Here is a 13,378-nt window from a genome sequence, read left to right on the forward strand (position 1 = left end):
ATATGATATCATTATGATATCGATCGAGTGTGTTTAAAGGGGTGAAACTGATGGAACAGATGACGACCTTTTTGTTGCGCTTACCACGCAAGTTGAAAAAAAGGCTTGAGGAAAGAGCGGCACAACAAAACCAAAGTGTAAATGGTTTGCTCCAGACAATGATTGAAAGTGAACTTGCAAAACAGCAGGGAACACCCGTAATTTCTTTGGAAAATCGGCAATTTATTGGACAAGTTGTTCACGGTGCGCAAGTTGATTCTGAAAATGGACTCGTGCAGGTTAAAGGAATTTTTTACCGTTATCTGATCGAAAGTAATCAGGAGTTCGATGCGCAGAAAGACTATATAGTGCTGGAGGCTAACGGGAACATTTTAACGCTTAGACCGCTGGGACACTGAAAATAGGAGGCAAAAAAATGTTTGGATTCAAAATTGTGCAACAAAATTGTCAGGGGCTTGTGGAAACGCTGGGAAAATATCGGCGAACGGTTAACGCGGGGTTGCAGTTTTATGTGCCGTTGCTGCAAAAAATTCGCACTGTCAACTTAGCAATGCGTCCCTTACAACTATCACAGTATTCTGTCATTACTAAAGATAATGCTGATATTCAAGCAAGTGTGACCCTGAATTATCATGTCACCGATGCTCAGAAGTATGTATATGAGAACACTGATTCTGTTGAGTCAATGGCACAATTGGTTCGTGGTCATTTGCGTGATATTATCGGAAGGCTTGATTTAACCGATGCACTGGGATCAACTTCAAAGATCAATGCAGACCTTGCCGCAGCAATCGGCGATTTGACGAACGTTTATGGAATAAACGTTGATCGCGTGAATATTGATGAGTTGACTCCTTCGACTGCTATCCAAGGAGCAATGGACAAGCAGTTGACAGCAGATCGTGAACGAATTGCGACAATTGCTAAGGCACAAGGTGAAGCACAGAATATTAAGTTAACTACCGATGCTCGCAACCGCGCTTTGATTGAGACCGCACAGGCTCAGGCAGAAGCAACTAAGAAGAGGGCAGATGCAGAAAGTTATCGAATTGAAAAAATTCGTAAAAGTCTTGCAAACGTGGATCCGAACTACTTTAGAGATCAAAGTATTCATGCTTTTGTCGAATTAGCCCAGTCTAATACTAATTTAGTTGTACTTTCAAAAGACGAGATGACGACTTTAGGTCAAGTTCCGGTGATCCAAAAGATGATGGAACAAGAAAATAATTAATAAGTCACTTTAAAAAAAGATTAAAATGCTGTAATGTAATTGTAATGACGAGTTGGCAGGGATGAAAGTGGAATTTCTCTACTTTACTCGCAGATTCTTAAAGTGAGCGAGGACTGAAAATGAGTAAAAAATTAAAAGTTGGAATTTTGGGGGCCACCGGGATGGTTGGTCAACGATATGTAACATTGTTAGCCGATCATCCGTGGTTTGAGGTCGTTTTGGTGGCGGCCAGCCCGCACAGTGCAGGTAAAACATACGCAGAGGCAGTTGCTGGTCGCTGGAAGATGACAGTTCCGATTCCTGCGAAAGTAAAAGAGCTGTCCGTTTTGGATGTTAACCAGGTTAACTTGATTGCAGAACAAGTCGATTTTGTTTTTTCAGCGGTTAACATGGCAAAGGATCAGATTCGAAAAATTGAAGAAGAGTATGCTAAAACAGAAACACCAGTTGTGTCTAATAATAGTGCCCACCGTTGGACCCCTGATGTTCCAATGATTGTTCCTGAAATTAATCCGGAGCATACTGAGGTTATTAAATATCAGCGGCAGCGGTTAGGGACAAGTCGCGGTTTCATTGCAGTCAAACCTAATTGCTCAATTCAAAGTTATGCCCCTGCTTTGTCGGCGTGGCAACAATTTGAACCTACTCAGGTAATTGCGACTACTTATCAGGCAATTTCTGGAGCAGGCAAAAATTTTGAGGATGCACCTGAGATTTTAAATAATGTGATTCCCTTTATTGGCGGTGAAGAAGAGAAATCTGAAAAAGAACCTTTAAAGATTTGGGGTCGAGTCGATCCAACCGACGGGGTGATTATTCCGGCAACGACACCCGTGATTACCAGCCAATGTTTACGTGTGCCGGTCTTGTATGGGCATACCGCGGCAGCTTTTGTTAACTTTAAACAAAAGGTAACCAAAGAAGAATTGATTTCTGCACTGGAGAGCTTTCGTGGGGTGCCCCAAGAGTTGCAATTACCTAGTGCACCGCAACAATTTATTCAATATTTAACAGCCGATGATCGACCACAGGTACGCTATGACGTTAACTTTGAGCATGGAATGGGAATTTCAATCGGTCGTTTGCGCCCAGATAAAATTTTTGATTGGAAATTCGTTGGTTTATCACATAATACGGCACGTGGAGCTGCCGGGGGCGCGATTTTATGTGCAGAATTATTAAAAAGCCAAGGCTACATTACAGCTAAATAGCTTAGTTTTGAAACTACTGTTAATGTGCGCTGCTTAACTTCAAGAGAGTGTGCCATAAGTCGAGAAAATTTGAGTGCTAACTTGAAATTACGAACATAGCGGGTACTTTGCGATGAGTAGTTCGAAGTTAGACGGAGGACTTATGGAACACGTTTATCCGGAATAAAAGAGGGGCTGTGACAAAATTTAACTTTTGTCACAGCCCTTTGGTGTCTGCAATCACGAACAATCTCTTTTGCAATTTAACGGTTACTGCTCAAAGGCTGAACGCAGGTTGTCGGCACTTCTTCATAACGTGCTTCAAAAGGCAGGTTTTTGTGTTTAGCATGGATCACACCGGTAACAAGTGCAGTTACCACTGTGATCCAACACTAAGCCTCAAAACCTAGCGCCTTTTTACGCACTTCTATTTAACGTGCTCCACCCCGCAACCTCCTGTGCCTAAGCCTAAATTACGCGTAACCAAGCCCAGGTTACTTTGTAATTCAGGACTTAGTCAACGGAGGCTGAACGCAGGTTGTCGGCACTTCTTTCATAACGTGCTTCAAAAGGCAGGTTTTTGTGTTTATCATGGATCACACCGGTAACAAGTGCAGTTACCATTGTGATCCGACACTAAGCCTCAAAACCTAGCGCCTTTTTACGCACTTCTATTAACGTGCTCCACCCACCAGCCTTCTGTGCCTAACTTCAAATTACGCATAGACACAGCCCGTCTATTGTGTAATTTATTGTTAGTGCTCAAAGGCTTTCGGTGAGTGTCGGCACTTCTTCCATAACGTGCTCCACCCCGCAACCTCCTGTGCCTAAGCCTAAATTACGCGTAACCAAGCCAGGTTACTTTGTAATTCAGGACTTAATCAACGGAGGCTGAACGCAGGTTGTCGGCACTTCTTCATAACGTGCTTCAAAAGGCAGGTTTTTGTGTTTAGCATGGATCACACCGGTAACAAGTGCAGTTACCATTGTGATCCGACGCTAAGCCTCAAAACCTAGCGCCTTTTTACGCACTTCTATTAACGTGCTCCACCCCGCAACCTCCTGTGCCTAAGCCTAAATTACGCGTAACCAAGCCAGGTTACTTTGTAATTCAGGACTTAATCAACGGAGGCTGAACGCAGGTTGTCGGCACTTCTTCATAACGTGCTTCAAAAGGCAGGTTTTTGTGTTTAGCATGGATCACACCGGTAACAAGTGCAGTTACCATTGTGATCCGACGCTAAGCCTCAAAACCTAGCGCCTTTTTACGCACTTCTATTAACGTGCTCCACCCCGCAACCTCCTGTGCCTAAGCCTAAATTACGCGTAACCAAGCCCAGGTTACTTTGTAATTCAGGACTTAGTCAACGGAGGCTGAACGCGGAGTGTCGCACTTCGGCATGCGATTTCTGCATTACAAATACAATTATATAGTATACTTTAATTAGAAATATTGGAACCGCTTACGATAAGGAGATGGGCTGATGACAGAACAACAATTATGGAAACATTTTATTGCGGGTGAAAAAGTTGGTTTGAGCAAACTGCCCCAAAAAATTGCCCAATCTTGGGAGCTTTGTTATAAGGAAGCGGTCAATCCCTTTTCGACGCGACCGCAAAAAATACTGACAATTGCAGCTTTGCAGACTAAACAGAAGCAAAAAAAAGAATTGATTCAAACGGTCGAGCAGCAAGTTAAAAGTTTTCAGGACAGATTTGCTTTGCAAGACTATCTTTTTATTTTAACTGACGCAACCGGGGACATTCTCTGGCGCAGTGGATGCGATGACACCCGCGACCGAGCAAATGAGATGTATTTTAGAGAAGGAACTAACTGGTCGGAAAGAAATGTCGGGACCAATGCAATTGGGCTTGCATTGCGCACCAAAAGCAATGAATATGTTGAGCTAAACGAACATTATGCTGCAACTTCACGGCAATGGAGCTGTGCCGCGGCTCCAATTAATTCCGCCGATGGTCAACTATTAGGAGTTTTGGATATTTCAACTTTTCGCAATGATTCTGTCAAGGATGCCCAATTATTGTTGAATATTGTTGCACAGCAAGTCGCTAATGTGATGACGCAAAAGAATTTAGAGAGAAAGCAAGATCTTTTTCGTTATCTACTTGCGAATCCGAACCACACGCTGCTGGTATGTGACCTTGATTTTAAAATTATCAGTCTGCCAACCAAATATGCTGACTTTTTAAAGCAAGGTGAAGACTTTAGAAAATTTTTGCAACCTGCGACCATTTATAAGACCAGCAAAATCTGTTATGAAGGGCATGTTGTAGGCTATCAAGTTGAGTTGTTCAATGAAACGACACCAGTACAGCAGACCTTTTATTATCCGGGAGTTCCCAGTCTTGATGAAAATTATCAAGATTTTTTGCATAAAACCTTGCAAGTTGCACACAGCAATCTCCCAGTGCATATTTATGGTGAATCTGGCAGCGGCAAGGAAATTATTGCGAAGACTTTGCACTATAACAGTCAAGCGAGCGCTGGACCACTGGTGACGGTCAACTGTGGTGCGATCAGTGAGAATCTGTTAGAAAGTGAGCTTTTTGGGTATGCTCCGGGTGCCTTTACCGGTGCGGCAGTTAAAGGAAGTCCAGGGAAGATTTTGCAGGCAAATAAGGGGACGCTTTTTTTGGATGAGGTTGACAGCATGCCGTTTAAAATGCAAACAGCATTGCTCCGGGTTTTAGAGGAACAAAGCGTAACCCCCCTCAATGGAAAACCGCAAAAGGTTTCTTTCCAGTTAATTACGGCAAGTAATCGTGATTTACGAAAATTGGTCGCGACAGGACATTTTAGGGCAGATCTGTTTTATCGGATATATGTTTGTCAATTGCAGATTCCGCCATTGCGAGCGCGGAAATCAGATATGAAACAGTTGCTCAAAGCCTGTTGTGAAGAAAAAAATTGGCAGATAGACTGGGGCGAGAAAATCTATACCGTCGCTGTCCAGTATCCGTGGTACGGAAATATTCGCGAGTTCAGGAATTTTTTAGAGCGGGTGTATCTTTTTTATCCCACTAATGAACCGACAAGTGAACAATTGCATGAGCTTGTTCAAGCAGGCAGTGTGATAAAAAGGCAACCAGCGCAAAATTCTGCAAGTGAACTTGCGGTGGAACAGATTCGAAGCAGACTACAGCATAATCATTATCAAATCAGTAAAACAGCAGCAGACCTAGGAATTTCACGGACAACCTTATATCGTAAAATTAAGAAATATGGGCTGTAGTATTTGGATTAGTGTAGGCTGTTGTGAAAAGAAGGTGCAAAAAAGTGTAACCTGTTAACGTAACAGGTTACACTTTTTCGCCTAACCAAAATTAAACTAAATTAAAGCTCATTAAAAATTAGTTTTTTCTTATGCATGAAAGGCGAATTTTTTTGACTAAAAAAGCCTTCAAAGCATAAAAAAGGAAGCGTTTTAATCACATTTTTCTTTTTTATTCGTGTAACTTGCAGGGGCGCTGAGCAGTCTTTTTAAATTGCCTTGGCATGTTACTTGCTAAAGATAAAGTGAGGAGGTATGAGAGAAAAATGATTTAAAAAAGGAGGGGAATCTTATATGGAAAAATACGATGTTGTCGTAATTGGTGCCGGCCCGGGCGGGTATGTTGCCGCCATTAGGGCAGCACAAAAAGGTAAAAAGGTTGCCGTAGTAGAAAAAAGGTTTATTGGAGGAACTTGTCTGAACGTTGGCTGTATACCATCTAAAAGTTACTTAAAGCACAGTCACTGGTTGTTAGAAGCACATGAAGCCGCTGCTAATGGAGTTGCAATTGAATTTGGAAAAATTGATTATCCGCGCTTAGTTAAGCGTAAAAATCAAGTGGTGGCAACCCTCCAAGGTGGTATTCGCCACCTTTTCAAGAGTAATCAGATTACTTATCTTGAAGGGACCGCTAAGTTTGAAACACAGGGCAAGCTACAAGTAGGTACTCAGACTATTATGGCTAAAGATTTTATTCTGGCAACGGGGGGACATCCTTTTGTCCCACCAATCAAGGGTCTAAACGAAGTGCCTTTTTTAACAACTGACACGTTTTTTGATCTAGAAGAATTACCACAGCAGTTGGCGATAATTGGTGGAGGTGTCATTGCAGTTGAATTGGCATTTGCGATGCAGCCGCTGGGGGTCGCAGTCACACTTTTGGAAGTTGCAGATGATATTTTATTGACAGAAGACGCGCAAGCACGGTCCATTATTAAAGAAAAACTCAAATCCTTGGGGATTGTAGTGCAGACTAAGGTAAAAATTGCTGCAGTTACTTCTGCAGCAATCAAATTGGAACATGGCACAGTCCCATTTGACCAACTACTTGTGGCAGCAGGGAGAAAAGCAAATCTGGAGTTGGCGACACAACTGGGGGTTGAACTTGATGAACGGCAGAAATTTGTCAAAGTTGATCAGGATTATCGGACTAATGTCCCGCATGTTTTTGCAATTGGAGATTTGTGCGGCGGTTATCAGCTTGCGCATGCAGCCAGTGCAGAAGGCATTCATGCTGCCGCTGTGATTTGTGGTGAAAAGCCGGATGTGTTGAAGCAAACATTGATTCCACGCTGTGTCTATACTGAACCGGAAGTTGCAAGTTTTGGGATGAATGAGCAGACAGCACAAGCAAATGGTTATCAGGTCAAAGTCAAAACAGTCCCGTTTGGAGGTAATGGACGAGCGCTTGCAAGCCTTGAGACAGAAGGATACGTAAAAATTATCAGTGAGCAAAAATATCATGAAATTTTAGGAGCGGTTGTCGTTGGTAGCGGTGCGACTGAAATGATTCACACTTTATTAGCAGTGAGTGCTGCTGAAGGAACAGTCGATGAACTAGCCAAGACTGTCTTTGCACATCCAACTTTGACGGAGACGATCGGAGAAACGGCAAATGCTTTGGTTGGAAGAGCAATTCATAATTAGTTTAACAGTCAGAATGTGAAACATGATCAAAAAGGAGGAAAAAATCATGGCAAAGTTAAATGAAGAACGTGCTACTTGGATCTATAAAAAGATGAACGATATTCGCAACTTTGAGGATCAGGTTCATCAGATCTTTGCAACTGGATCGATTCCTGGTTTTGTCCATTTATATGCGGGTGAAGAAGCAGTTGCGGTTGGGGTTTGTGCACATTTGACAGATGATGACTATATCACTAGTACACATCGCGGACATGGTCACTGTATTGCCAAAGATTGCAGCCTGGATCATATGATGGCCGAGATTTATGGCAAAGAAACCGGATTGTGCAAAGGTAAGGGCGGTTCGATGCATATTGCCGATATTGATAAAGGGATGCTTGGAGCAAACGGAATGGTTGGCGGTGGTTTCCCAATTGCAATCGGGGCAGCTTTGCGGAATCAATACTTGAAAACTAAAGATGTTGTGGTTTGTTTCTTTGGTGACGGAGCTGCTAATGAAGGAACTTTTCATGAGAGTATTAACATGGCTTCTATCTGGAAGCTACCGGTGGTATTTGTAAATGAGAATAATTCCTTCGGAGAGGCTACACCACAGTGGTACTCTTCAGGTTCTAAAAAGATTGCCGATCGCGGGTCAGCTTACGGAATTCCAAGTGAAACTGTTGACGGTAAAGATCTCATGGCAGTCTATGAAGCAGCGGGTAAAGCGATTGAACGTGCACGCAAAGGTGAAGGGCCAACCTTGGTTGAATGTCGCACGTACCGTAACTATGGTCATTTTGAAGGTGATGAACAAAAGTATAAGGCAACGACCGGAAAGGAAAGTGAATTTGCGAAACGTGATTGTATCAAAGAATTTCGTGAATATGCACTTGCACAGGGGCTCCTTTCTGAAGAAAGTGCTACTGAAATCGAAGAAAACTCAGCAGCAGATATCAAACATGCAGTTAAATTTGCTGAAGAAAGCGATATTCCCAAACCAGAAACACTGTATCAAGATGTCTTTGCAGACTAAAAAAACAGAAAGGAGCTGAAGATGTCATGGCAAGAAGAATAACTTTTATGAAAGCGATCAATGAGGCACTTGATCAGGCAATGGCAAAGGATGAACGTGTTATCTTAATGGGAGAAGATATTGCCGGAGGTGCAAAAGTTAAGCACCTCGAAGCGGAGAATCAAGATGCCTGGGGCGGTGTTTTCGGTGTTACTAAGGGTTTGATGCCTAAATACGGGCGGACACGCGTCATTGATACCCCAATTTCTGAGATGGGGTATATGGGGGCGGCAGTCGGTGCAGCTGCAACTGGCTTACGTCCGGTACCGGAGCTGATGTTTAATGACTTTATTGGCTTCAGTTTGGATACAATCTTGGCACAAGGTTCTAAAATGCGCTATATGTTCGGTGGTAAAGCACGGATTCCGATGACTGTACGGACTACACATGGAGCCGGTGCAAGTGCAGCAGCTCAGCACTCTGGATCTTACTACGGTTTATTTGGCGCAATTCCTGGAGTCAAAGTCGTGGTCCCTTCCAATCCGTACGATGCGAAGGGCTTATTATTGGCTGCGATTGAAGATGACAATCTTGTCGTTTTTTCAGAAGATAAAACATTATACGGATTAAAGGATGAAGTTCCCGCAGATTATTATAAAGTGGAGATTGGTAAGGCAAAGGTTAAACGCGAAGGAACTGATCTGACAATTGTCACAATTGGGAAGATGCTGTATGTGGCACTTGATGTGGCTGAACAACTCGAAAAAGAAGGAATTGAAGCAGAGGTAATTGATCTTGTGACAGTTGCACCTTGGGATCAAGAAACAATTATCAAATCAGTTCAAAAGACAGGCCGGTTAGTCGTAATTGATGAAGCCAACCCGCATAACAATACTGCAAAGGATATTGCAGCCGTGGTAGGTGACAAAGCATTTGATTATCTTGATGGCCCGATTAAGACAGTCTGTGCACCTAATACACCAGTACCATTTGCAACCAACCTGGAGCAGTTGTACCTACCGAATCCTAAGCGGGTACTTGAAACTGCTGCAGAACTGATTGATGACTTGAAGAAGTAGGGAGGTGTAAGCATGGCAACAGAAATAATCATGCCAAAGCTTGGTCTGACAATGACCGAGGGAACGGTTTTTGAATGGCTCAAACACGAAGGCGACGAGGTGAAAAAAGGTGAGACAGTTGCAACTATTAATTCGGAAAAGCTGACTGCCGATGTCGATGCGCCTGCGGATGGTGTTTTGCTTAAGATTGTTGTTCAAGAAGGCGAAGATGCCAAGTGCAAGGCGCCAATTGCTTATCTTGGCGAAAAAGGAGAACAAGCAGCAGACACTAAACAACCTGCTGAAACGACACAAGAAGCAACGGCAGCAGCGCCTGTTGCTGGATCTGCCCCAACTTCTCCAGCAGAAGAGAATGTTGAACAGAAAAGAAAATCACCTGCAGCAGGTGCTAGGATTTTCATTACACCACTTGCACGTAAAATTGCTGCAGAGCAAGGAATTGATTACAGCAAAATTGCAGGCAGTGGCGGCAATGGCAGGATAACGCGGCGTGATGTTGAAAGTTACGTTGCAAGCCAGCCAACAGTTGCAGCACCTGGGCAAACACAAACGGCTGGGGTGGAGGTTGGCCAAGGTTTAGCAGGGATGCGCAAAGTGATTGCACAACGAATGATGGGCAGTCTGCAGACTACAGCCCAAGTTACACTCCATGCTAAAGCGGATATCACTTCTTTGATGGCATTTAGGAAAGAACTGAAGCAAAAAGTGGCACATCCGCTGACAAGCGGACAACTGAGTCTGACTACGCTGGTTACGCGTGCCGCAATTTTGGCTTTGAAAGACACGCCAGATATGAATGCGTGGTATCAAAACGGACAGTTTACACACAATGAGGATGTTAACATCGGAATGGCAGTTGCAGTTAGTGCCGGCTTGATGGTACCAGTAGTCAAAAGGGCGCAAACAATGACCCTGACCGAATTAGGTGAAAATCTTGCTAGAGTGATAACCGGAACACGGCAGGGAACCCTGGCTGGAGACCTTTATACTGGAGGCACATTTACAATCAGTAATTTAGGCAAAAGCGGTGTGGAGTACTTTACTCCGATTATTAATACTCCAGAAACAGGAATTTTAGGAGTAGGCACACTTTTACAAGAGCTTCAATTGGATGAAACTGGGAAGTTGGTACAAGCTGTTAAATTACCACTGAGCCTAACCTTTGATCATCAGGTGATTGATGGTTCGCCTGCCGCTGATTTTTTGGCGAAGATTGTGGCATTCTTAGAGGATCCGTATACGCTGGTGTTATAAGAAATCTTAAGTTAAAGACTAAGCAGCAGAGCGTGGGGCAAAAGGCATTTAGTTGGCGAGAATTAACAGCATCAGACGGGTCATTTTGGGAGTGTGACATAAGTCGGGAAAATTTGAGTGCTAACTCGAAATCACGAACATAGCGAGTACTTTGCTATGAGTAATTCGAAGTTAGACGGAGGATTTTGGCTTATGGAACACGTTTATCCGAAATAAAAGAGGGGCTGTGACAAAATTTAACTTTTGTCACAGCCCCCTTATGATCTCCACGAACAGCAATTTAAAAATCTTTTTAAGAAACACTAGGTACAATATCCGGCTTTAAACCTGCCATTCAGATTCAAAGTGTGCATATTTAAGCCCAGAACTTAGCCGCAATTTTTTGACCTTGATCAATCTTGGCCCATTCTTGGGCACTAGTGAGCTCATTTCCAGAATCACATGAAGCAAAGCCACACTGGTGTGAGAGGAAAAGACGATCTTTACCCAAAATTGCGCTAGCTTGATCTAACAGGCGATAAACCCGATCCTCATCGTCTAAGGTGTTGGTTTTACTTGAGAGCAAACCGAGTACAACCTCAACATTTGGACGGTCTTGCAATGCTTTTAAGGCTGTAATGTCACCTGCACGTTCATCGTCCCATTCTAAGAAGAAGCGATCGTAGTGCTGATCGTGCAAGAATTTTTGCGCAATTGCAGCATAGCTACCACTAGCTGCGTGTCGACTTTCATAATTTCCGCGGCAATTGTGTGTCCAGACCTTTAATCCGAGTTGATGCCCGAAGTCAGCGATCGTGTTATTGATGTTAATAAAGTCATCAGCGAGATCAGTCAGATTACTATTTTCCTCGGAGAAGAAGCTTTGTTGATTATCATCAGCAAAGAGTTCCCACAGACAGTCGTCAAACTGAATGATTTGTCCACCAACAGCTTTATATTCTGTTAAAAATTCTTTATAGGCATTAATCAAGCCTTGTTTAAGCTCACTTGCGGTTTTGTAAACTTCGTTTGGACCATATAAATGATCAATCAAAGCTAATTCGGTAAAGGCATGAGCGGCACCCCAAACGGTTAATTTTACTTGCTGATCACCGGCAGCAGCTTTGAGGGCCTGATAGATGTCAAGGAAGTGATGATTTTTTCCTGATAACGGTGCGGTAATACGAACACCAATATCCTTGCGCGTTTCAAAGTCGCCGCCATCATGGTCCTCAAAGGTATATCCATGATCAGCAATGTAGCGTTCAACTCCGGCAAATCCCCAAATAAAGTCTAGATGCCACATTGATTTTGTGTACTCTCCGTCAGTTAGAACGTCTAGACCGTGAGCCTTTTCCTGTTCAATTACGTTCTTCACAGCTGCTGCCTCGACCGCCTGATAGCCAGGAAAGTCATTATAGAAGGGGTATTGAATATTATCACGTTTTTCAATTTCATTTTTATATGCTAGTAGGTTAGTTGGACGTAAAAGTGAACCAACAATTTGGAATCGTGTTTGTGTCATTTAGCAAGGCCTCCGTTAATCTTTGATTGAGATTAGTTTAACAACAAATGGTTAAAATAGATAATGCTTAATATCTTTACATCATTATAGGTATTACCTATAATGATGCTATTAGTTAAAAATAGGCAAGAAAGATGAGGTTATAGTGATGCGTATTCAACAATTAAGGTACTTGGAAAAAATTGCGGCTACAGGATCAATTAACGAAGCTGCCAAACAACTATTTATTAGTCAGCCATCCCTGTCGCAGGCCATGAAAGAACTTGAAAAGGAATATCAGATTCAATTACTTTACCGCAGTAAGTCAGGGATTACATTGACGGACGCTGGCCGTGAATTTATGAATTATGCGCGTGGGGTGCTCGATCAAGTTAACTTATTAGATCAGCATTTTGGTCAGGAAATTGTCCGAAAACGGGTTTTCAGTGTTTCCGCACAGCACTATGCTTTTGTGGTGCACGCCTTTGTTGAATTTGTAAAGGAAGTCGGAGGCGACGCTTACCAGTTTACTTTACGCGAGACACAGACCGAAAACGTGTTGGACGATATTCAAACGCTAAAAAGTGAGCTGGGAGTCATTTACATCAATGCATTTAATAAAACGGTTATGATGCGACTAATTTCAGACAAAAATCTAACCTTTACACCGCTGTTTGAGGTGCAGCCACACGTCTTTGTGGGACGAGATAATCCCTTGACCAAAAAGACGCATGTCACCTTAGCTGATCTAGAGGACTATCCCTATTTGTCGTATGAACAGGGGGATACGAACTCATTTTATTTTTCTGAAGAAATTCAAAGTACACTGCCTCATCGAAAACAGATTCTAATCAGTGATCGGGCGACAATCTTTAACCTGATGGTCGGTTTGAATGGATACACGATCAGTTCTGGAATTATCAGTAGCGAACTAAACGATGAAAAAATTGTAGCGATTCCTTTAGATGTAGATGACGTGATCACTTTAGGTTATTTACGTCACAGAAAAATGGATCTGAGTAGGGCAGCTCAGCTTTACCTGAAGATGTTGAAGGCGCATATTAGAGGTTACGGATTTGAGGTTAAATAAGGTCTGCAAGGTTAATGTTGAAATAATTTAATCTGCAGTTAGGAAACTTTGTAAATTGGAAGAGGAACCTACGATAGAGTATGTAGAGTATGAATATTTTTTGGGGGATGTGCTAAA

At 42.8% G+C, this 13,378-nt stretch carries 10 protein-coding genes; 9 read left to right on the top strand and 1 reads right to left on the bottom strand.

Going from position 1 to position 13,378, the window contains the following annotated elements; all coding sequences use genetic code 11:
* The first annotated feature begins 50 nt into the window (after positions 1-50).
* The 8 genes from AB3Y88_RS07550 to AB3Y88_RS07585 all read left to right on the top strand — a co-directional run bounded on the left by AB3Y88_RS07550 (position 51) and on the right by AB3Y88_RS07585 (position 10,688).
* A complete protein-coding gene (locus tag AB3Y88_RS07550) occupies positions 51-398 on the top strand; it encodes a hypothetical protein (protein WP_054758048.1) in 348 nt (115 codons plus the stop codon).
* A gap of 17 nt (positions 399-415) precedes the next feature.
* Positions 416-1,231, top strand: a complete 816-nt coding sequence (locus AB3Y88_RS07555) for an SPFH domain-containing protein (RefSeq protein WP_228889815.1) — start codon at positions 416-418, stop codon at positions 1,229-1,231.
* A gap of 119 nt (positions 1,232-1,350) precedes the next feature.
* A complete protein-coding gene (gene asd / locus AB3Y88_RS07560; protein WP_261909461.1) occupies positions 1,351-2,442 on the top strand; it encodes an aspartate-semialdehyde dehydrogenase in 1,092 nt (363 codons plus the stop codon).
* 1,463 nt (positions 2,443-3,905) lie between these two features.
* Positions 3,906-5,675 (top strand): sigma-54-dependent Fis family transcriptional regulator, encoded by a 1,770-nt coding sequence (locus tag AB3Y88_RS07565; RefSeq protein WP_228889811.1) that lies wholly within the window; start codon positions 3,906-3,908, stop codon positions 5,673-5,675.
* Between the two features lie 333 nt (positions 5,676-6,008).
* The gene (lpdA, locus tag AB3Y88_RS07570; protein WP_228889806.1) at positions 6,009-7,361 is read left to right on the top strand and encodes a dihydrolipoyl dehydrogenase; all 1,353 of its coding nucleotides are present in this window, start codon (positions 6,009-6,011) and stop codon (positions 7,359-7,361) included.
* 46 nt (positions 7,362-7,407) lie between these two features.
* A complete protein-coding gene (locus tag AB3Y88_RS07575; protein ID WP_228889804.1) occupies positions 7,408-8,376 on the top strand; it encodes a thiamine pyrophosphate-dependent dehydrogenase E1 component subunit alpha in 969 nt (322 codons plus the stop codon).
* Between the two features lie 26 nt (positions 8,377-8,402).
* Positions 8,403-9,434 carry an alpha-ketoacid dehydrogenase subunit beta gene (locus AB3Y88_RS07580; RefSeq protein WP_056960492.1) on the top strand — a complete coding sequence of 344 codons (1,032 nt, stop codon included), beginning with the start codon at positions 8,403-8,405 and terminating at the stop codon, positions 9,432-9,434.
* A gap of 12 nt (positions 9,435-9,446) precedes the next feature.
* Positions 9,447-10,688, top strand: coding sequence for a dihydrolipoamide acetyltransferase family protein (locus AB3Y88_RS07585; RefSeq protein WP_228889801.1), 1,242 nt, complete (start codon positions 9,447-9,449; stop codon positions 10,686-10,688).
* 355 nt (positions 10,689-11,043) lie between these two features.
* Here the strand turns inward: AB3Y88_RS07585 and AB3Y88_RS07590 are convergent, their stop codons facing one another.
* On the bottom strand, positions 11,044-12,192 hold the full coding sequence (locus AB3Y88_RS07590) for a cobalamin-independent methionine synthase II family protein (protein WP_228889799.1): 1,149 nt from the start codon (positions 12,190-12,192) through the stop codon (positions 11,044-11,046).
* 148 nt (positions 12,193-12,340) lie between these two features.
* On the opposite strand from AB3Y88_RS07590, the gene AB3Y88_RS07595 reads away from it, so the two are divergent.
* Positions 12,341-13,261: a LysR family transcriptional regulator gene (locus tag AB3Y88_RS07595; protein WP_228889795.1), complete on the top strand. Its 921-nt coding sequence runs from the start codon at positions 12,341-12,343 to the stop codon at positions 13,259-13,261.
* The last annotated feature ends 117 nt before the right edge of the window (positions 13,262-13,378 follow it).

The sequence above is a fragment of the Liquorilactobacillus satsumensis genome (assembly GCF_964065465.1).
Lineage (GTDB): Bacteria > Bacillota > Bacilli > Lactobacillales > Lactobacillaceae > Liquorilactobacillus > Liquorilactobacillus satsumensis.

Coding starts and splice junctions, on each gene's coding strand:
- AB3Y88_RS07555 (WP_228889815.1), top strand. CDS start 416: ATGTTTGGATTCAAAATTGTGCAACAAAATTGTCAGGGGCTTGTGGAA.
- AB3Y88_RS07585 (WP_228889801.1), top strand. CDS start 9,447: ATGGCAACAGAAATAATCATGCCAAAGCTTGGTCTGACAATGACCGAG.
- lpdA (WP_228889806.1), top strand. CDS start 6,009: ATGGAAAAATACGATGTTGTCGTAATTGGTGCCGGCCCGGGCGGGTAT.
- AB3Y88_RS07550 (WP_054758048.1), top strand. CDS start 51: ATGGAACAGATGACGACCTTTTTGTTGCGCTTACCACGCAAGTTGAAA.
- AB3Y88_RS07565 (WP_228889811.1), top strand. CDS start 3,906: ATGACAGAACAACAATTATGGAAACATTTTATTGCGGGTGAAAAAGTT.
- AB3Y88_RS07590 (WP_228889799.1), bottom strand. CDS start 12,192: ATGACACAAACACGATTCCAAATTGTTGGTTCACTTTTACGTCCAACT.
- AB3Y88_RS07575 (WP_228889804.1), top strand. CDS start 7,408: ATGGCAAAGTTAAATGAAGAACGTGCTACTTGGATCTATAAAAAGATG.
- AB3Y88_RS07595 (WP_228889795.1), top strand. CDS start 12,341: ATGCGTATTCAACAATTAAGGTACTTGGAAAAAATTGCGGCTACAGGA.
- asd (WP_261909461.1), top strand. CDS start 1,351: ATGAGTAAAAAATTAAAAGTTGGAATTTTGGGGGCCACCGGGATGGTT.
- AB3Y88_RS07580 (WP_056960492.1), top strand. CDS start 8,403: ATGGCAAGAAGAATAACTTTTATGAAAGCGATCAATGAGGCACTTGAT.